The following is a 19,794-nucleotide window of genomic DNA, read 5'->3' on the forward strand; positions in this document are numbered from 1 at the left end:
TCATTTCCGACTATCCTATTATAAACGATCCCGTTAAAAAAGACAACCTCTATTTTTTGAATCCCCCCCGCCCGCGTTGCTGAAAATCCATATTGACAATGGAAGGAAACGTGCTATTATACATTTAGATAAATTTCTAAATGAAAGGAACTGATGCTGTGTCGTTTCCTGAAACATTTAAGGCTCTTTCCGACCCGACACGCAGGGAAATCCTGAATATTCTGAAGGGCGGGGCGCTGCCCGCCGGGGAAATTTCAGAGCACTTCCCGATGACCGGCGCGACGGTTTCCCATCATCTGGCCATACTGAAGGACGCCGATCTGATTACGGACCGTAAATCCGGCAAATTTATCTACTATGAATTGAATCTGTCCGTCTTTGAAGAGGTCCTGAACTGGTTCCAAGGTTTTCTTAGATAAGGAGAATGTATGCAATGAAAAATAAAATCGGTAAATATCTGTATTGGCTGGCCGCGGTGTTTCCCTTCCTTCTGTCGGCGGCCTTCTATTCCCGGCTGCCGGAGACGATGCCCACGCACTGGGACATACAGGGAAATCCCAACGGCTATTCCTCCCGCTTTTTCGCCGCGTTCGGGCTTCCCGCCATCCTTCTGATCTGCACGGTATTTGTAAATTTCAGCATTTCCGCCGACCCGAAAAAGCAAAATATCGACCGCTCCCCGCAGATGAAGCTGATCTCCAGATGGCTGATCGTCATCGTCGCCAACGTAACGCAGGCTTCTGTCATTGCGAAGGTGCTGTACAGGGACTTCAACATCAGCGTGCTGATCACCGTGCTTGTCGGTGTTATGATCGCCGTCTTAGGCAACTATCTTCCCAAATGCCAACCGAATTATACGGTGGGAATCAAGCTGCCGTGGACGCTGGCCAGCGAGGAAAACTGGAGAAAAACGCACCGGCTGGCCGGTTTTGTCTGGATCGCGGGCGGGATAATCATCGCCGTTTCCGCGTTTACCGCCTATTCATGGCTGATGCTCACGGCTATCGTTCTGCTGTGCGCGATTCCGGCCGCATACTCTTACTACCTCTACCGGAAGGGCAACGTCTGACACCGCCCTTTGAAAATTCCCTTCTGACCGGCGACAACAGTCGGTCAGAAGGGAATTCCTTTCGATCCACAAAACACGGCGTATTGCCTGAAAAGCGCCTTAAAAAGGAAAGTAAACGGAAAAACGGCGACCAGGTCACATTTTCTTATGTTTTGGCTGTGTAATCATGATATTTAGGCTGATTCCCCTAAAATATCCGACAAATTGTCCGATATAGAAAATAATGGGAAATTTTAGCTCGTAGGGGGTCTTTCAATGAAGAAAACAGCCGTCTCCACCATGGTTGGATTTGGGATCGGGATTTTTTGTATTGTTTTTTCTATTAAGATGTCGGGGAATTTCAGTTCCTTTTTGAATTGGCCTTCTGTATTCATTACGGTAGGCGGCACAACAGGCGCTGTTGTCGTTTCGTTCCCGCCAAACAAATTGAAAACGCTGGGACGGGTCATGAAAAAATCCTTCAAAAAAGTGCAGTATGATTTTGTAAAAGACATTCAGACGATCGTGTCGCTCAGTGAGATTGCCAGAAGCAAAGGGCTTCTGGCTCTTGAAGACGCTGCCCCCAAGTATGCCGACGACGAGTTCCTTCAGAAGGGGATCCTGCTGATCGCGGACGGCGTCGGCGAGGATGTCCTCAAAAAAGCTCTCCGGTCGGAAATCTATTTCGCTAAAAAAAGGCATCAGGACGGGCACGCCATGCTGGATATGATCGCAAACACCTCGACCTCCCTGGGCCTTCTTGGAACGTATATCGGCCTGATTCCCATGCTGGAAAACCTGGAGGACCCGACCAAGCTGGGCCCCTTGATGGCGATCGAACTGGTCACTTCCTTTTACGGCGCCTTTATCGCCTATGTCGTTTTTATGCCGATGTCAAAAAGGCTCAAGGTAATGAGCGCGGACGAAGCGCTGAGAAAAGAATTTTTGCTCGAAGGGCTGACCTCGATTATGGAAGGAAAAAATCCGAGGACTATTCAGGAAAATATGATTTCCTGCCTGACGAAAAAGGATGTCAAAAAAATGGGCTCGGTCAGCAAGCAGATACGCGAACTGAAGATGAAGGGGGTTGCATAATAACTCATGCCGGAGGATGAAAAATATTTCGATGAGGACGAGCCGGAAGGCGGAAACGATGAGGAAGCTCCCGCCTGGCTGACCAGTTACAGCGACATGATGACCGACCTGCTGGCGATCTTTGTAATCCTGTTTTCCTTCGCCATGATGGCCGTATCTCAGCAAAACTACAGCATCAGGACCGAATTGGAAAAAAGCAGACAGGCCGCCGCCGGCAGCGCATCCGTCGCTCAGGAGACGGTAAGCGGGACGGCGAGCCAAGCGGCAAATCAAGCGGCAAGTAAGGATTTTGACGAGATCTATGAATCCATTCAGAAAAAAATCAATCAAAGCGGTTACTCCGAATCTATTTTGCTCGAAAAGGGAGAGGGATTTATCAAATTCCGTTTTAAGGACAACGTGCTGTTCTATCCGGACAGCCCCACGATGAGAGAATCCAGCTTCGATATCCTTCAATATATGGGCGGCCTTCTTTTGAGCGTGGACGACCAGATCGGTTCCATAGAGATCAGCGGACATACCGCCATGGCGGGGGATGAATCCCAGAACAATTACTTTGCGTGGGAGCTTTCGTCCGACCGCGCCATCGCGGTACTGAAATTCTTTTCCAGCAAATGCAATCTTCCACAATCCAAAATGATTGTTTCGGGGTATTCGTACTACCATCCGGTAGCCGGCAACGAAGCGGAAGAAGGACGGTCACAGAACCGGCGCGTGGAAGTAAAGATCAACCAAACCGGTTCCTCCTCGGACAAAATGGCGGGCTTCGCCGAGGATGAAATCCATTAATCCCGGAGCGGCAAGAAACTTTTTCACACAGAACAGTTTTCCCCTGCCGCAGCGCGTAGGACGGCAGGGGAAATTTTTCGTCTTTCCCGTAAAATTTTCCGCGCAGCAGCATTCGATTTTGCGGCATTCATGCTATAATAGCCTTACGGCGCAAGCTGAAGCGAAGCTTCGGGCGCCTGAGAGAACAGGGAAACATGGCAGGCGCCATCACATCTTTGTAAGAGAAAAAACGGTTGTCATGCCGTCATCAAAGAGGATTCAAATAGGAAGGTGGATACCGCATTGTTTGATAACTGGGAAGAACTGAAATCCGCTTGTCTGGAATGCCGTAAATGCGATCTTTGCGCGGGGCGGACCAACGTTGTGTTCGGTGTCGGAAACGAGAAAGCCAGCGTGCTGCTGATCGGAGAAGGCCCCGGCCAAAACGAGGATTTGCAGGGGGAACCGTTCGTAGGCCGGAGCGGGCAGCTGCTTGACAAAATGCTGGACGCCGTCGACCTTGACCGGCACAAAAATATTTACATCGCGAATATCGTCAAATGCAGGCCGCCGCAGAACCGCGACCCGCTTCCGGAAGAGCAGGAGCTGTGCATCGGCTGGCTGCGCAACCAGGTGGCGCTGATCCGCCCGAAAATCATCGTCTGCCTCGGCCGCATCGCCGCCATGAAAATCATCAAGCCGGACATTAAAATCACCAGGGAACACGGTGTTTTCTTTGAACGGAACGGCGTTCTGATGATGGCCACGCTCCACCCCGCCGCGCTTCTGCGCAACCCGGGCAGCAAACCCGACGCGTTTGACGATTTCATCAAGCTGCGCGACAAAATCAAAGAACTCGGACTATAAAAGAGGGCAGCCGGATCGGCTGCCCTCTCTGTTTCAGAAAAACAATCGGCTATTTTGTTTTGGGTTCACAGGGCATGGAGAATACGTCGAGGAATTTCTGCGAAAGCACGTCATACTCATTGTTCCGCAGGATGTATTCCCTGCCGCGGCGGCCCATGGCGCAGAGCTCTTCTTTGGAAAGGCCGGCAAGCTTTTTCGCCGCCTTCGCGATGGCCGAACTGTCCTCCGGCGGAATGGAGATTCCGCATTTGGCGTCCTTCACCATGTCGTTTCCGGCCTCAATCGCAAAAATGACCGGCTTTGCGGCCATCATATAATCCATCAGCTTGTTCGGGCTGACCCCGAAACGGAACAGCGGCTGCCGCTGCAGCCCGACGTAAAGGGCGTCCATCTGACCCAGCAGCTCCGGAATCTGGTCGCGCCTGACCGGCTGAAGCATCTCCACGACATCGCGCAGGTTCCTGTCGATCACCTGCTGCGCGAGGCGCTCGCGCTCGGGGCCGGGGCCGACCATAATCAGCTTGATCTTTTTGCCGCGGAGCTTCTCCCCCGCCTGCACAAAGCTGTCGAGTGCGTTGGCGATTCCGTGCGCGCCGGTGTAACCGATCAGGAAATATCCCTCGTCATGGAACTGCTTTAAAAGCTCGTAATAAACCGGCGGATCCGCCATCGGTTTTTCCCAGTCGGCTTTGACGATCCCGTTGGGGATACAGATGTATTTTTCGGGCTTCAAGCCGTGCTCCACCATATGTTCCTTCGCGTTCGGCAGAAGCGAAACGACATAGTCGCTGTTTTTATAGCAGTAGTTTTCCGCCGCCTGCATCAGCATGATATAGGGGTGGCGCGGGCTCATGCCGCCGAGCTCGATCGGGCTGAGCGGCCAGAGGTCGTGCACCTCGTAAATCAGCATTGCCCCGTATTTTTTTGAGAGCCGGTGCGCGGGATAGATGTCCAGCGGATAAGTGGAGGACGCAATGACCGCGTCGGGCTTTCCCTGCGCGGCGATCTGATCGGCGTATCGATAAAGGCCGTGCAGAAAGGACAGCATATTTCTGATTCTTCCCACGCCGTTGCCGTGGTACTCGGGGCCCTCAATCCAGAAATAGCGGACGCCGTCCAGCGTTTCCTCCATCGTCTTTTTCCCCTGCAGATCCGGGTTCACGGTGCGCAGATGGGAATAGGAGCTGGCGACAACCGTCACATTGTGACCGGCGGCGGCCCAGCGCTTCGCCATAAAATACGGGCGGAACTCCATTCCGTGCCGGTCGGAACCGGCGTAGTGATTGATATAAATGATATTCATAAATTACCTCTTACCCTTTTACGGGAATTGCCTTGGTTTACGGACGCCCGCCCATTTCCCGTGACAGAACATCCGCGATCTTCTTCGACGCGTGACCGTCGCCGAACGGCATCTGTTCGTGCGCGGACTCGTCCACAACGGTGTGCATCGCCTTCCGGTAAATGTCCTCCGTGGTGAGCGCGGAAAGCACGTTCCAGTTTCCTTTGAGCGTTTCCACCCATTCGGTTTCCCCGCGCAGCGTAATGCACGGCACCTTCATAAACCACGCCTCTTTCTGCAGGCCGCCCGAATCGGTCATGACCTGACAGGCGTTGGAGGTCAGAAGCAGCATTTCCAGATAGCCGACCGGATCGATCAGTTTAATATTCCGGAATCCGCACTTTTCAATCGCTTCCTGCGCGAGCGGCCTTGTCCTTGGGTGAATCGGCAGCACGACCAGCTGCGGAAGCTGCTCGAAGGCCCTGAAGATCGCAATGATCGCGTCAAGTCCGCCGTCGGTCGTTTCCGCGCGGTGCAGAGTGGCAAGGCGGTAGTTTTTCGGCTCGATGCCGAGCTGGGCGAAAACGGCGGTTTTGGACGGATTGTTTCTCGCGACCTGCAGAAAATGCAGCACGGAATCCAGCATCACGTCCCCGCAGACGGAAACGCCGGCGGTAACGCCCTCTTTTTTCAGGTTGTCCGCCGCGGTCCGCGTCGGGCAGAAAAGCCATCTGGAAATATGGTCGGTCAGAACGCGGTTCTGCTCCTCGGGCATGCGCATGTTGTAGGAGCGCAGCCCGGCTTCCACATGGGCGACCGGAATGTGCAGCTTGGACGCGGCCAAAGCGCCCGCCAGCGTGGAGTTGGTATCGCCGTAAACGAGCAGGATATCCGGCTTTTCCTCCAGAAGGACGTCTTCAATTTTCATCAGCATTTCGCCGGTCTGGTGTCCGTGGGAGCCGGAACCGACCCCCAGATTGTAAGCCGGCCTGGGAATGGAAAGCTCCTCAAAAAACACGTCCGACATATTGCGGTCATAGTGCTGGCCGGTATGGACCAGCACCTCTGTGCAGACCGGCTTCAGCGCCGCCGATACCACCGACGCCTTGACAAACTGCGGCCTTGCGCCGACTACGGTTACAATTTCCATCTTCCGTTCCCCCGGCTCAGCGGCAGCGGACGTCGGAATCGTCCATGTCGAGCGTGGAGAAGCTCAGGCCCTCAAACGGAACCGCCTGACCTGTTTTCTGGGACTTGTAGGCGGCCAGAATAATCTTCATGGCCTTGATTCCCTCTTCGCCGCTCACAAGCGGGTCGGTGTGCGTATTGACCGCACGGATATAATCGGCGTAAAGCAGATTGTGGCCGCTTCCGTAAACATCCTTCGGGTCCGTGCCGGCCAGCGCGGCAATGCGGGAATCCTGTTCCGCCGGGGTCTCAAAGTTCCAGGTTTCCACACGGTTGACGGCAATCCCCCCGATGACCGCGGTGCCCGTGCCGCCCAGAATGGTCAGCGTTTCCTCCAGATTTTTGGGATATACGCAGGTGGTGCCTTCCACAAGGCCGATCGCGCCATTTTTGAAGCGGATCAGAATGGCGCCGAAATCCTCGGCGTGAATATCGCGCAGATAATTCCCGGTCATGGCCATGACGGTCTCGGGTTCGCCGCCGAGGTTCCACTGAAGAAGGTCGATATCATGGATGCACTGGTTCATCAGCGTGCCGCCGTCCTGTTCCCAGGTGCCGCGCCACGGGGCCTGCTCGTAATACGGCATCCCGCGGTTCCAGAAAACACAGGCCGTGCCGCTGACCAGCTTGCCGAAACGCCCGTCCTCAACCGCTTTGTGAAGCTCCCGAATCGGCGCGTTGAAGCGGTTCTGGTGGCAGACGCCCAGAGCAACGCCCTTTTCCTTCGCCTCGCGGATCATCCGCTCCGCGTCGGCGGTGCTCAGCGCCATCGGCTTTTCCACCAGGACATGCTTGCCGAGGCGGATGCAGTACAGTGCGATTTCCGCGTGATAGCCGCTCTCCGTGGCAATGGCGCAGCAGTCGATTTCCCGCTCGTCCAGCGCCTTTTTATAGTCCGCGTAAACAGCCGGTTTGACGCCGGTCGCCTCCAGATAATCCCTGGCTTTTTTCTCGGCGTTTTCCAGCACCGGGTCACAGACCACAGCCAAATCCATGGTTTCGGCGTTTGCAATCGCCGCGGCGATATGATTTTTTGAAATGCGGCCACAGCCGATCAAAGCAAAACGAAGCTTCTTCATCATCCTTCTCCTTTATTACATTATTTTCCAAAACGGCCCTGTTTATTCCACACAAAATTCCCCCGTCACTTTTCGGAAACGGGGGAGAATCTTTTATAAAAGCTCAATATTGGAACGGTCTTTTACATCCTTCATGGCGTTTCTGGTATCAAAAACCTCTTTGGAGAGCTTTTGGATCCTGTCATAGTCAAAGCAGGCGTGCGCCGTGCAGATGACGACGATATCCGCGTTTCTCAGCAGGTCGTCCGTCAGCTCTTTTGCCCCGGTGTGCGTAACGCCCTTGTGCCGGTATTCCGGAATATACGGGTCATAGTAAGTGGTATCCGCGCCCTCTTCGATTAAATGCTCGATGACGTTCAGCGCCGGGCTTTCGCGGTAATCGTCGATATCCGATTTATAGGCGACGCCGAGAACGAGCACCCTGGCGCCGTTCATCGCGGTCTTATTGCGGTTGAGGACCTTCATGGCGCGGTCGACGACATACTCCGGCATGCCGGTGTTGATTTCGCCGGAGGTCTCGATCAGGCGGGTGTGGTAGTCGAACTCGCGGGCCTTCCAGGCAAGGTAAAACGGGTCGAGCGGAATGCAGTGGCCGCCGAGTCCCGGTCCCGGGTAAAACGCCTGAAAGCCGTACGGCTTTGTTTTGGCCGCGTCGATCACGTCCCAGACATTGATGCCCATGCGGTTGCAGATGATCGCCATCTCGTTCGCGAGGCCGATATTGATGTTGCGGTAGGTGTTTTCGAGGAGCTTTTCCATTTCGGCGACGGCCGGGGAGGAAACCTCGTATACGCCGCCCTCCAGCACATTGCGGTACAGCGCGGCGGCAACCTCCGTGCCGTCTTTTCCGACGCCGCCGACGACCTTCGGGGTATTTTTCGTCTTATACTGCTTATTGCCCGGGTCCACGCGCTCCGGCGAGAAGGCAAGGTAAAAATCCTCGCCGCACTTGAGGCCGCTTGCCTCAAGAATCGGCTTTAAAAGCTCCTCCGTGGTCCCCGGATAGGTGGTGGATTCGAGAATGATCACCATTCCCTTGTGCAGGTATTTGGCGACGGATTCCGTGGAACCCTTCACATAGCTGATATCCGGCTGCTGGTACTTGTCCAGCGGAGTGGGAACGGCGATGGCCACCGCGTCCACGCCCTTGATGAAGGAAAAATCGCTGGTCGCGGAAAGGGTTCCGCTTTCCACCACGTGTTTCAGCGTATCGCCCACAATGTCGCCGATATAATTCCGGCCCGCGTTGACGGAATCGACCTTTTGGGACTGAACGTCAAAGCCGATGGTCCGGTAGCCGGCCTTCGCGAATTCCACGGCGAGGGGAAGCCCGACATACCCCAGCCCGACAATGCCGACGACGGCGGACTTATCCTGAATTTTATTCAACAACTCAGTTTTCACGTTTGACATTTGAATTCTCCTCATAAATCAGATATTTTGCAGCGTCGTGCAAATATAATCGATAACCTCTTCTGTGATATAGCCATGCATCGGCAGGCTGAAAACCGTCTTGCTGAGCTTTTCGCTCACGGGCAGATCGCCCTCCCGGTAGCCGAGCGGCGCGTACACCTTCTGCAGATGCAAAGGCAGGGGATAATAAATCATGGTGGGGACCCCCGCCGCCTTCAGCGCGTCCATCAGCTTTGAACGCTGCTCTTCGCTTTCCGCTTTCAGCGTATAATATCCATAGCTGGAAAAAAATCCGTCCTTTAAGACCGGCACCCGGAATTTGCCCTTCAGAAGCTCGGCATAGCGGGAAGCGGCCCAGTTGCGGTGCCGCGTCTCCTTGTCAAACTCGTGAAGCTTCGGCAGCAGAATGGCTGCCTGCAGGGTGTCCAGCCTTGCGTTCAAACCGATACGCACGTTTTCATATTTAAAAGAGCCCTTGCCGTGTACGCGGATGGAGATAAGCAGCCGATACAGCTCTTCGTCGTCCGTAAAAACCGCTCCGCCGTCGCCGTAGCAGCCGAGCGCCTTTGCCGGGAAAAAGCTCGTCGCGGAAACGTCGCCGAAGCTGCAGGCCTTTTGAGAGCCGATCGCGCCGCCGAAGCCCTGCGCCGCATCCTCCATCAGGAAAAGGCCGTACTTTTTGCAGAGCGGCTCGATTCTGGTAAAATCGGCGGGCTGGCCGAACAGGTCGACCGCGATCACGGCCTTTGGCTTTAGTCTGCCCTCTTCCAGCACCCTTTTAATCTGTTTTTCAAGGGATTCGGGATCCATGTTGAAGGTATCTTCGTCCACGTCGCAGAAAACGGGGGTCGCCCCTAAAAAGCTGGCTACCTCCGCCGTAGCGAAAAAGGTGAACGCCGGAACAAACACGGCGTCGCCCTCGCCGATCCCCTTCGCCATCAGCGGCATCAGAAGCGCGTCGGTGCCGTTGCTGGTGCTGACGCAGTATTTGCGCCCCGTATAGCTGCAGAGCTCTTTTTCCAGTTCCTCCGTCTGGGGGCCGGAAATAAAATGGCAGCCGTCGATCACATCGGCAATGCCTTTATCAATTTCGTTCTTTAAATGGCGGTACTGCGCGCCAAGATCGTTAAAAGCAATCTTTTCCATTGATTCTGTTTCCTCCTGAAGGCCGTTTTCGGCCTGCACATATGTTTTCCCGCATTTTGGGCAGACGAAATCCTCACCCAGTTTCTCCCCGCACTCACAGGCCCATCCGTGCTGACGGGCGGGACTGCCCATCATGACCGCATGGTCGGGAACGTCCTTTGTCACAACGCTGCCGGCCGCGATAAACGCGTTTTTGCCGATTCTGTGGCCGCAGACGATGGTGGCGTTCGCGCCGATGCTGGCGCCCTCCCCGATGGGGGTATGGGCGTAAAAGGCCGCGCCGCGCTGAGGATATTTGCAGCGGGGGCGCTGAACATTGGTAAACACCATGGAAGGCCCGCAGAACACATAGTCGCCCAGCTCCACGCCCTCATAAACGGATACGTTGTTCTGGATTTTGCAGAAACTGCCGATCTTTACCCCCGGGGCCACAAACACGTTCTGCCCGATGGAGCAGTTTTCGCCGATTTGGCAACCGCCGCCGATGTGGCAGAAATGCCATACTTTTGTACCGTTTCCAATTTTCGCGCCGTCATCCACACACGCGCTGGGATGTACAAAAAAATCTTCCTTGCTCACATTAACACCATTCTTTACAAACTGCGGCAAACATTTTTCCGCTTTCGTCCGAACCGACAGGGCGCCGCAGCTAAAAATCATTCTGCTATAACTTGTACATTATATAACCAACGGGGCTTTTAGTCAATATTTCACGGGGCAATATAGTTGACATTAACCATCAATCGTATTATCATTTACTTTGATTTATTGGTAAAACTGATACTGCAACATTTCCAGTTAAGTTGTAGAATTGATATCCGTTTCTCCCCGTTTTTTGGGGCCGGAAGCGTATCCCGTCTTACAGCCGCAGACGGATTTGCTGTGAAAAGGGAAAATCAACTGAAAAAGAGGATGACAATATGAGTCAGTTCGTGAAACGAGAAAAATTCATTCCATACAATCTGCCCAACATCACCGATCTGGAAATCAACGAGGTCGTCGACACGCTGAAATCCGGCTGGGTGGCCAAAGGTCCCCGGACCAACGAATTCGAGAACGAATTCGCCGCATATCTGGGCGCGAAGCACGCAATCGCCATGAATTCCTGTACGGCGGCGCTGCACGTGGCGCTGCTCACAAAGGACATCGGCCCGGGCGACGAAGTCATCACCACGCCGATGACGTTCGCCTCCACCGCGAACACGATCATCCACACGGGCGCGACCCCCGTCTTCGCGGACGTGGACTTTAAAACCGCCTGCATCGACCCGGACGAAATCGAAAAGAAGATCACGCCGAAAACCAAGGCGATCGTTCCGGTGCATTACAGCGGACAGGTCTGCGACCTTGACCGGATTTACGAGATTGCCGACAGGCACGGCCTGTTTGTTTCGGAGGACGCCGCGCACGCTCTCTGGAGCCGCTACAAGGGCAGGCTGATCGGCAGCGGGCTTCCGGGAGCCGCTTCCTACAGCTTTTACGCCACGAAGAACCTGTGCACGGGCGACGGCGGCATGCTGGTCACCGACGACGACGAGATCGACCGCAGGGCGCGCATCTTCTCCGGACAGGGCATGAGCAAAAACGCGTGGAACCGCTACGCCAAGGGCGGCACCTGGAAATACGACATCTGCGAGCCCGGCTTCAAGTACAACATGTTTGACATTCAGGCGGCGCTCGGCTTAAAGCAGCTGTCCCGCCTGGAGGAAATGCAGGCGGCGCGCCTGAAGATCGCCGCGAAATATCAGGAGGCGTTCGGCAGGATCGACGCGATGGACCCGCCGTATGTCCCCGGCTACACGACGCACTGCTGGCATCTGTACGTCGTGCGCATCGTCCCCGAGCTGCTGACCATTGACCGCGACCGGTTCATCACCGAGCTGAACGAGCGCAACGTCGGAACCAGCGTGCATTTCATCCCGGTAACGTATATGAGCGCTTACACGGACCGTTACGGCTGCAAAAAGGGCGATTTTCCGAACGCCGAAAAGCATTTCGACCGCCTGATTTCCCTGCCGCTCTACCCCACCATGACGGACGAGGAAGTCCAGTATGTCATCGACGCCGTGAAGGATATTGTGGAAACCTATCACAAATAACCGCCAATCCTGACAGGACTGACAAAGCATATCCAAAATAGAAAAAAATGCTGTACCAGGACGGTCAGCCCTTCCTTTGAGTGAAAAAGATAACCGCCGCTTCGCACGGAACGGTTATCTTTTTTCGTATGCAAAAACGGAGCCGTGTAACGCCGCACGGCTCCGTTTCCCCGACGGGTCTTATTTGTTATCCTCGTAAATGATTCTGAGGCCTTCAAGCAGAAGCGTGTCGCAGAAATGGATGCTGCGTTTACACAGCGGAACGATTTCACGCGAAAGGCCGCCGGTGGCGACAACCTCGCATTTCTCCCCGAGCTCCGCTTCCATGCGCCCGATCATGCCGTCGATCATACAGGCGGTTCCCAGCAGGATGCCCGAACGCATGCACTCGATCGTATTGTTCCCGATGACGCTCTTCGGCGGCTCCAGGCTGATGCGCGGAAGCTGCGCGGTACGGCGGGCCAGCGCGTCCAGAGAGATCGCGACGCCCGGAATAATGGCGCCGCCCAGCATGTTTTTATCCCTGTCCATCACCTCAAAGGTCGTCGCCGTCCCCATGTCCAGAACAATGCACGGGCCGTCGAACATTCTGCCGGCGGCGACACAGCCGACAACGAGATCGGCGCCGGTCAGTTCGGGGTGTTCGATTTTGTTTTGGATACCGGTTTTGGTCTTCGGCCCGACGCAGATCGGTTCCACCCCGGTCAGGCAGCGGATGGCGCGCACGATATACGCGGTGAGCGGCGGAACCACCGAGCTGATCGCCGCGCCCGTAATATCGCACAGCGCAACGCCGTGGATGTCCAGAATATCCCGCAGCTCTATGGCGTACTGGTCCTCCATACGCGAGCAGTCGGTCGCCATACGGGAGACAAAAAGCAGCTTTTTATCGTCGTAGACGCCGATCGTTATGTTGGTATTTCCCATATCCAATGTCAGAATCATCCTCGTAACTCCCCATCTGTTTCTGATTCTCAAATTATACCAACTATTTTTTTAATATGCAATGCTAAATTGATAATTATTTAACGATTATTGCAAAAGAAATTCTTTCCCTGTATAATCTAACTTGCGCGATTTTTGTCTTACCGTGTTTTTCCAGGCGAAAAAGAGGGGAAAACCGACCTAACTGTATCGAAACGCCTCGGCAGAGATTGCCGGGGCTTATTTACGGAATAAATTCTGGATCAGAACAGCGCACTGGTAGAACATGGCGGACCAGTACCATGCCGTGACCAGCTGGTAAATTGCCGTGACGGCCGTCCATTTCAGGCTGCCCATCTCACGGCGTACGGCGGACAGCGCCGCGATGCACGGAGTGTAGAGCAGCACGAAAATCAAATAGGAGCATGCGCTCAGCGTGGTGAAGTTCGCGCGCAGGGCGTCTGTCAGGCTGCCCGGATACAGCACGCTCATGGTGCTGACGACGGACTCCTTCGCGACAAGCCCCGTCAGAAGCGCGACCACCGGTTTCCAGGTGCCGAAGCCGCAGAGCGTGAAAACGGGGGCGAGCGCCCTGCCCACCGCGGCGATGATGCTGTTTGAGCTGTCGCCGGTCATCCGCAGCCCGACGGTAAAGGACTGAAGAAGCCAGACCGCCACGGTTGCAATAAACACGGTGGTCCCGGCTCTCTGCAGAAAATCGCCCACCCGGCGCCGGACGTGAAGCCAGACCGTCCGCACCGTGGGCAGCCGGTAATCCGGCAGCTCCATGACGAACGGCGCGGGGTCCCCCTTCAGGATACTGTTTTTGAACAGCAGCGCGGACAGAAGGCCGACGAGGATGCCGAAGAAGTAAATCAGGAACATGGCAAGCGGTCTGCTGCCGACAAAAAACGCCGCGATAAACAGGGAATAAATCGGGGTTTTCGCGCTGCAGGACATGAACGGCGTAATCAGGATGGTCAGCCGCTTATCCTTTTCGCTTTCCAGAATCCGGGTGCCCATGACCGCCGGAACGGTACAGCCGAAGCCCATCAGAAGCGGTACGAACGCGCGCCCCGACAGCCCGATGCGGCGCATCGGCGCGTCCATGATAAAGGCGGCGCGCGCCATGTAGCCGCTGTCCTCCAGCAGCGAGAGCAGCAGGAAGAGCAGCAGGATCTGCGGCAGGAATTCCAGCACCGCCCCCACCCCCGCTATGATCCCGTCCACAATCAGGCTGCTCAGCCAGGGCGAGGCGCCGGCGGACGCGAGCGCCTCGTCCGCGTTCGGAGAAAGACAGGATGAGATCAAATAATCAACGCCATGGACCAGATAAGAGCCCACGGAGCCGAAGGTGACGTAAAAGACGAAAAAGATCAGCAGAAAGAACACGGGAATGGCCAGAAAGCGGTTGGTCACAATCCCGTCGATTCTTTCCGAGACGCTTTTGACCGACGCGCTGTGCTTTTTTACGGCTTTTCGCGTAATGGCCTCTATGTAGCGGTACCGCGCGTCGGCCAGCGCCGTATCCGGGTCTTTGCAGTCCTTCCCCGGCTTGGGAATAGAATGGTAGGCGGCCGGCCTTCCCGCCGCGCTGTCCGCGGCTTTCAGAAGCCCGGACAGTCCCTCCCCCTTTGACGCCGAGATCGGTACGGCCGCAATGCCGGTCAGCCGGGACAGCAGCGCACAGTCCACCGAATCCCCGCGTTTTTCCACCACGTCCATCATATTCATCGCGATGACGAGCGGGATGTTCAGCTCCATAAGCTGCGTAGTGAGATACAGATTCCGTTCGATATTGGACGCATCGACAATATCGATAATCAAGTCCGGCCTTTCCCGCTCCAGGAACCTTCCGGCGATCGCTTCCTCGGGCGAGTACGGCACAAGCGAATAAATGCCCGGCAGGTCAACGATTTCCAGCGTATCGCCCCCATACCTGGCGCTGCCGCTTTTCTTCTCCACGGTTACGCCGGGCCAGTTGCCCACATAGGCGGTGGAGCCGGTCAGGGCGTTGAACAGGGTCGTTTTTCCGCAGTTGGGGTTCCCCGCGAGCGCAACGACATAATGATTTGTTGTTTTACGATCATTCATAGGCGGTCCTTAATGAAAAAACAGTCTGACGGTCAGCGCCGAAACCACAAAAGCGGTCAGATCGGCGGTCACCGCCGCGGGAATCGTATGACGCGTTTTTTTGACGCCGACCGAGCCGAAATACACGGCGATCGCGTAAAAGGTCGTTTCCGTGGAGCCGGACATCACCGACGCCACGCGGCCCGCAAAGCTCTCCGTGCCGTTGTTCTGAAAGATCTGTGCCAGAACCGCCGTCGCGCCGCTGCCGGAAACCGGCTTGATGAGCGCAAGCGGCATCACCTCCGGCGGCAGGCCCAATAAACGGGCGGCGGGCGCCAGAAGCGAGGAAAGGATATCCAGAGCACCGGAGGCGTTCAGCATGGACACCGCCATCATCAGCCCCACAAGGGAGGGAAGGATGGAGACGGAGGAAGAAAAGCCTTCCTTTGCCCCGGCGACGAAGGTGTCGAACAGGGGCACGCCGCGCATCAGCCCGAAGAGCACGATCAGGAATACTACGGCGGGGATGGCGTACACGCCCAGCTTATCCACTTTTTCTTCCCTCCAGCAGCTTTGCGGCCGTAACCCCCGCCGCAAGCGCGCAGACGGAGGTCAGCCACACCGCCGGCAGGATGTCAAACGGGGCGGGGGAACCGTACTGGGCCCGCAGGGTCCCCATAAAGGTGGGGATCAGCTGAATGGACGCGGAATTGATCACGACGAACATGACCATGGAATTGTCCGCGGTCTGTGTCGGGTTCAGCTTCGCCATTTCCTTCATGGCGGCAATTCCCAGGGGCGTGGCGGCGTTGCCGAGGCCCAGCAGGTTCGCGGTAACGTTCATGCAGATCGCCTTTTCGGCGGGGCCCCCTTTTTTCAGATTCGGGAAAATCCGCCGCATCAGCGGATCAAACAGCTTGGACAGCATCCGTGTGATCCCGCCCGCGTCAGCGATTTTCATCAGGCCGGTCCAGGCGCACATCATGCCCATCATGGTAATGACCAGTTCCACCGCGCCGGCCGCCCCGCTCATAATTCCGGCGGACAGCTGCGGCATCCGCCCCGTAACGGCGGCGCAGAGGACGCTCAGCACGATCAGCCCCGCCCAAATATAGTTCAGCAGTGCGCTCACCCCTTTCCGGATTGTTCCGTATTATATGTATTCATAAAATTTTCCGCTTATCACATATTTTTTTGCGTTCCAAACATGCATTTAATTGACATTTTTGGAAAAATATACTATAATTTTGTCGTTAAATTGAATAATCAAACACTGATTTTAAAGGGAAAGGTGATGAATAAAATGAAGTCTACCGGTATTGTGCGCAAAGTTGACGAATTAGGGAGAATTGTGTTGCCAAAGGAGCTCAGAATAACCCTTAACATAAACGAAAAGGATCCTCTGGAGATTTTTGTTGATGAGGATGGTAAGATCATTCTGAAGAAATACGAGCCCGCCTGTATTTTCTGCAACAGCATGAATGACGTTGTCTCGTTTAAAGGCCATAATGTCTGTCACGAGTGCATGAAGAAAATCGCAAACAGACTGGAGGAATAACGGCGCTAAAGCCGCCCTGCGCTGCAGGGCGGCTGATTTTTTTCATTTCCTCTTGCTATGGATGAAGAAAAGAACTATGATAAGAATAATTTCGAGTAATTCCATAGTAAATACGGAGATGGCAAAATGAAATTATCCCAGAATGAGCGACAGTATTTTACGGACTGTTCCCTGGAACTGCTGAAATCCGAAGTCGTCCAGCGGATGGGGACGTTTATTCAGCACGCTAATGTTTCGTGTCTGGAGCACAGCATTTCCGTGGCTTATTACAGTTACTGGCTGTGCAGGAAGCTGAACCTGGACGTGGACTGCCGGAGCATCATCCGGGGCGCGCTGCTGCATGATTTTTTTCTGTACGACTGGCACGTGACGAAGAACCCCAAGGGCCTTCACGGCTTTAAGCATCCTCTGACCGCTCTGGAAAACGCCGAGGAGTACTTTTCCCTCAACGACTGTGAAAAGGAGATCATCGTCAGGCACATGTGGCCGCTGACGCTGACTCCGCCGAAATGCAGGGAGGCGCTGATCGTCAGCCTTTCGGACAAATTCTGTTCCATCATTGAGATTCTGAGAATCTACCCCGCGCTGATTTCCCGTTAGCGCGGCGGATTGCGCCCCTGCGCACAGCAAGGCCCGGAGAAGCGTCCGACGACGCCCATCCGGGCCTTGCTGCATCCTGTCGGGAATTTCTGCCGTTACGAAAAGCCGGGTAACGGTATTCTCCGTTTACTGCGTCAGCATCCGATACATTGCTTCCAGGCACACCTGTGCGTGAACCATGAAGCGGTCAATGTCAATGTTCTCATTCGTATTGTGCAGGCGGCGGTCGGGTTCGTCGGGGAAAAACGGGCCGAACGCGACGGCGCGGCCCTCAAAGGCACGCGCGTAGGTTCCGCCGCCGGTGGCGTAGAGCTCCGCCGGCTTGCCGGTAACCGCCGCGTAGGAATCCTGCAGAAGGGTGATGAACGGGCTGCTTTCCGGAAGGAAAAGCGGCTTGTTCTCCTGATTCAGCGTGGTTTCCAGCCCGTACTGCAGAGCCTTTTCCGCGATGGAAGCAAAGATATCCTTTCCCTTTGCGGTAACCGGATAGCGGATATCGATCCCGACGGACGCGGAGCTGTCATAAATGCCGGCAAGTCCGAGGTTCAGCGTCAGGGGGCCGGATTCCTCGTCGTTCATATAAACGCCGAGAGATTCTCCGTGCAGCTCGGTCCCGATATTCCTGTTCACAAAGCTGACCAGCCCGCCGAGCTCCTCCTCGGAAAAGATTTCACCCAGCAGCTTCATCAGATGGGTCGCGGCGTTGAAGCCCTCCTGCGGCTGCATGGCGTGGGACGCCCTGCCGATGGAGGTGATTTCGGTCCCGTCCTCCGTCTTTTCAAAGCTGAAATCCCCCTCCATACGGGAAGCGGCGCTTTGGAGCTTTGCAAGGACCTCGTCCGTACACATCACCACCGCCTTCGCCTTGGCGGGGACGGCGTTGACAACGGTGCCGGCGGAAAATTCGCGGACCACCGCCGAGCTGTGCTCCCGCGAGGAAACAGTCAAACGCATGATCCCTTTTTCGCGGTTGCAGATACCGTACTCGGAATCCGGGGTAAAGGCCATAACGGGCATCTGCTCCGATTTCAGGTACATTTCAAGATCGTTGCTCGCGGTTTCCTCCCCCGCGCCGAAAATAACCCGCAGGCGGCGCTTCGGCTTGATATTCTCATCCTTGAGAGCCTTTAAGCAATACAGGGCGACCACCGCCGCTCCCTTGTCGTCCGCCGTGCCGCGGCCATAATACAGGTTTCCCTTCCTGGTGAGCGTAAACGGATCGGTATCCCAGCCCTCCCCCGCCGGTACGATATCCATATGGGCGACCACCGCGGCAACCTCGTTCCCCTCTCCGTACTCCGCGTGGCCGGCATAGTTCCCGACATTCTTTGTGGCAAAGCCCATATCGGCGGCCATTTGCAGAATCCGGTTCAAAGCCTCTGCGGGCGCCTTGCCGAACGGCATTCCCTCCACGGCCTCGCCGCGCACGGAGGGGATGGCAACCAGTTGTGCCAGATCGTGTATGATCGCATCCTGGTATTTCAAAATTTTGCTTCCAAAACTCACGGATATTCTTCCTTTCCTGTTATGTCGCTTGTTATTTTGCTTTTATAGTCGATTAACTTTAAAAATGGCTAAGGATTTGCGAGGACATTTTTCGTGCTGTAAGGCAGACGACGAAGTCAGGCTGGCGCCTGACGAGGAGGATAGCGCAGCAGCACGGAAAACAGACCGCAAAGACTGGATGGTTTTGAAGTTAATTGACTATATTATAGCACAAAAAATACCAAAAAATAAGGGTGAACCGAAGCCCACCCTGTAAAATCGCTATGAAATTTACCCAATCGCGGAAGGGTACTTCCCGCGGATGACTGCGAGCGCCTCTTCGTCCGCGACAACCGTCAGGTCGTTGTGGAGCTGAAGGATGGACGCGGGGACTTCCGGGGTGATCGGCCCGAAGAGCGAACGGCAGAGAATCTCCGCTTTGCCGGAGCCGTTGGCGACCAGAAGAATCTTTTTCGCCTGCATAATCGCCTTGATGCCCATCGTGAGAGCACGCTGCGGCACTTCCGAGGCGTTTTCAAAGAAACGAGCGTTCGCGTCGATGGTTTTCTGCTTCAGCTTTACGCAGTGCGTCGTTTTGTCAAAATCGTCGTCCGGTTCGTTGAACCCGATGTGGCCGGTGTGCCCGATGCCCAGAAGCTGCAGATCGATGCCGCCCAGGCTGGTGATGACATTGTCGTACCGCTTACATTCCGCGTCGATATCCTTTGCGAGCCCGTTCGGGACATTCGTGTTTTCGATCGGAAGATTGACCTGGCTGAAGAAATTGGTATCCATATAATAACGGTAGCTCTGTTCGTGCTCGCCCGACAGCCCGCAATATTCGTCAAGATTGACGCTGTGAACCTTTGAGAAGTCGATATCGTCTTTTTTATACCATTCTATCAGTTGCTTGTATACGCCAAGCGGTGTGGAACCGGTGGCAAGGCCCAAAACCGAATTTGGAAACAGAATAACCTGTGCGGAGATAATGTTGGCCGCTTTCCGGCTCATGCTCTGATAATCCGGTGCGCTGATAATTTTCATAAACCTCTTCCTTTCCTGCGGCGGCTGAAGCTCATAAATAAAAATTATTTTTATTTATGGCGGAAAATACTGAAAATTTCTTTTCTAAATCAAATTATAGCACAAAAGAGAAAAAAAACTACGGG

General features: G+C 55.0%; 19 protein-coding genes. 8 read left to right on the plus strand and 11 right to left on the minus strand.

Annotated elements, in window-relative coordinates; all coding sequences use genetic code 11:
• Positions 1-158: 158 nt before the first annotated feature.
• The 5 genes from ACQGQ5_RS10820 to ACQGQ5_RS10840 all read left to right on the plus strand — a co-directional run bounded on the left by ACQGQ5_RS10820 (position 159) and on the right by ACQGQ5_RS10840 (position 3,778).
• Positions 159-419: an autorepressor SdpR family transcription factor gene (locus ACQGQ5_RS10820; protein ID WP_275716662.1), complete on the plus strand. Its 261-nt coding sequence runs from the start codon at positions 159-161 to the stop codon at positions 417-419.
• Positions 420-433: 14 nt separating this feature from the next.
• On the plus strand, positions 434-1,069 hold the full coding sequence (locus ACQGQ5_RS10825; RefSeq protein WP_455736511.1) for an SdpI family protein: 636 nt from the start codon (positions 434-436) through the stop codon (positions 1,067-1,069).
• 255 nt (positions 1,070-1,324) lie between these two features.
• Entirely contained in the window at positions 1,325-2,143 is an 819-nt protein-coding gene (locus tag ACQGQ5_RS10830) for a motility protein A (RefSeq protein WP_455736512.1), read from the plus strand.
• Between the two features lie 6 nt (positions 2,144-2,149).
• A complete protein-coding gene (locus ACQGQ5_RS10835; protein ID WP_455736513.1) occupies positions 2,150-2,932 on the plus strand; it encodes an OmpA/MotB family protein in 783 nt (260 codons plus the stop codon).
• A gap of 282 nt (positions 2,933-3,214) precedes the next feature.
• The gene (locus ACQGQ5_RS10840; RefSeq protein WP_455736514.1) at positions 3,215-3,778 is read left to right on the plus strand and encodes a uracil-DNA glycosylase; all 564 of its coding nucleotides are present in this window, start codon (positions 3,215-3,217) and stop codon (positions 3,776-3,778) included.
• Positions 3,779-3,827: 49 nt separating this feature from the next.
• Here the strand turns inward: ACQGQ5_RS10840 and ACQGQ5_RS10845 are convergent, their stop codons facing one another.
• The 5 genes from ACQGQ5_RS10845 to ACQGQ5_RS10865 all read right to left on the minus strand — a co-directional run bounded on the left by ACQGQ5_RS10845 (position 3,828) and on the right by ACQGQ5_RS10865 (position 10,465).
• Complete coding sequence (locus tag ACQGQ5_RS10845; RefSeq protein WP_455736515.1) at positions 3,828-5,081, minus strand: glycosyltransferase family 4 protein; 1,254 nt, start codon at positions 5,079-5,081, stop codon at positions 3,828-3,830.
• 37 nt (positions 5,082-5,118) lie between these two features.
• Entirely contained in the window at positions 5,119-6,210 is a 1,092-nt protein-coding gene (gene wecB / locus ACQGQ5_RS10850; protein WP_455736516.1) for a non-hydrolyzing UDP-N-acetylglucosamine 2-epimerase, read from the minus strand.
• Between the two features lie 16 nt (positions 6,211-6,226).
• A complete protein-coding gene (locus tag ACQGQ5_RS10855; RefSeq protein WP_455736517.1) occupies positions 6,227-7,327 on the minus strand; it encodes a Gfo/Idh/MocA family protein in 1,101 nt (366 codons plus the stop codon).
• Between the two features lie 93 nt (positions 7,328-7,420).
• Positions 7,421-8,740 carry a nucleotide sugar dehydrogenase gene (locus tag ACQGQ5_RS10860; protein WP_455736518.1) on the minus strand — a complete coding sequence of 440 codons (1,320 nt, stop codon included), beginning with the start codon at positions 8,738-8,740 and terminating at the stop codon, positions 7,421-7,423.
• A gap of 18 nt (positions 8,741-8,758) precedes the next feature.
• Positions 8,759-10,465 (minus strand): DegT/DnrJ/EryC1/StrS family aminotransferase, encoded by a 1,707-nt coding sequence (locus tag ACQGQ5_RS10865; RefSeq protein WP_455736519.1) that lies wholly within the window; start codon positions 10,463-10,465, stop codon positions 8,759-8,761.
• 341 nt (positions 10,466-10,806) lie between these two features.
• Between ACQGQ5_RS10865 and ACQGQ5_RS10870 the strand changes: the two genes are divergently transcribed.
• Complete coding sequence (locus ACQGQ5_RS10870) at positions 10,807-11,985, plus strand: DegT/DnrJ/EryC1/StrS family aminotransferase (RefSeq protein ID WP_455736520.1); 1,179 nt, start codon at positions 10,807-10,809, stop codon at positions 11,983-11,985.
• A gap of 180 nt (positions 11,986-12,165) precedes the next feature.
• On the opposite strand, the gene ACQGQ5_RS10875 is transcribed toward ACQGQ5_RS10870, so the two are convergent.
• The 4 genes from ACQGQ5_RS10875 to ACQGQ5_RS10890 form a co-directional block, all read right to left on the minus strand.
• A complete protein-coding gene (locus tag ACQGQ5_RS10875; RefSeq protein WP_455736521.1) occupies positions 12,166-12,930 on the minus strand; it encodes a type III pantothenate kinase in 765 nt (254 codons plus the stop codon).
• Between the two features lie 219 nt (positions 12,931-13,149).
• On the minus strand, positions 13,150-15,003 hold the full coding sequence (gene feoB, locus ACQGQ5_RS10880) for a ferrous iron transport protein B (protein WP_455736522.1): 1,854 nt from the start codon (positions 15,001-15,003) through the stop codon (positions 13,150-13,152).
• 9 nt (positions 15,004-15,012) lie between these two features.
• Positions 15,013-15,534, minus strand: a complete 522-nt coding sequence (locus tag ACQGQ5_RS10885; protein WP_455736523.1) for a spore maturation protein — start codon at positions 15,532-15,534, stop codon at positions 15,013-15,015.
• The gene (locus tag ACQGQ5_RS10890) at positions 15,527-16,114 is read right to left on the minus strand and encodes a nucleoside recognition domain-containing protein (protein WP_455736524.1); all 588 of its coding nucleotides are present in this window, start codon (positions 16,112-16,114) and stop codon (positions 15,527-15,529) included. The genes ACQGQ5_RS10885 and ACQGQ5_RS10890 overlap by 8 nt, the downstream gene beginning before the upstream one ends.
• A gap of 171 nt (positions 16,115-16,285) precedes the next feature.
• On the opposite strand from ACQGQ5_RS10890, the gene ACQGQ5_RS10895 reads away from it, so the two are divergent.
• Both ACQGQ5_RS10895 and ACQGQ5_RS10900 read left to right on the plus strand, forming a co-directional pair.
• On the plus strand, positions 16,286-16,540 hold the full coding sequence (locus tag ACQGQ5_RS10895) for an AbrB/MazE/SpoVT family DNA-binding domain-containing protein (RefSeq protein WP_141827771.1): 255 nt from the start codon (positions 16,286-16,288) through the stop codon (positions 16,538-16,540).
• A gap of 126 nt (positions 16,541-16,666) precedes the next feature.
• Entirely contained in the window at positions 16,667-17,140 is a 474-nt protein-coding gene (locus tag ACQGQ5_RS10900) for an HD domain-containing protein (protein ID WP_455736525.1), read from the plus strand.
• Positions 17,141-17,266: 126 nt separating this feature from the next.
• Here the strand turns inward: ACQGQ5_RS10900 and ACQGQ5_RS10905 are convergent, their stop codons facing one another.
• Positions 17,267-18,625: a Sapep family Mn(2+)-dependent dipeptidase gene (locus ACQGQ5_RS10905; RefSeq protein ID WP_455736526.1), complete on the minus strand. Its 1,359-nt coding sequence runs from the start codon at positions 18,623-18,625 to the stop codon at positions 17,267-17,269.
• Positions 18,626-18,916: 291 nt separating this feature from the next.
• Entirely contained in the window at positions 18,917-19,669 is a 753-nt protein-coding gene (gene nagB, locus ACQGQ5_RS10910) for a glucosamine-6-phosphate deaminase (RefSeq protein WP_455736527.1), read from the minus strand.
• Between the last annotated feature and the right edge of the window lie 125 nt (positions 19,670-19,794).

Source organism: Caproiciproducens sp. (assembly GCF_053840905.1).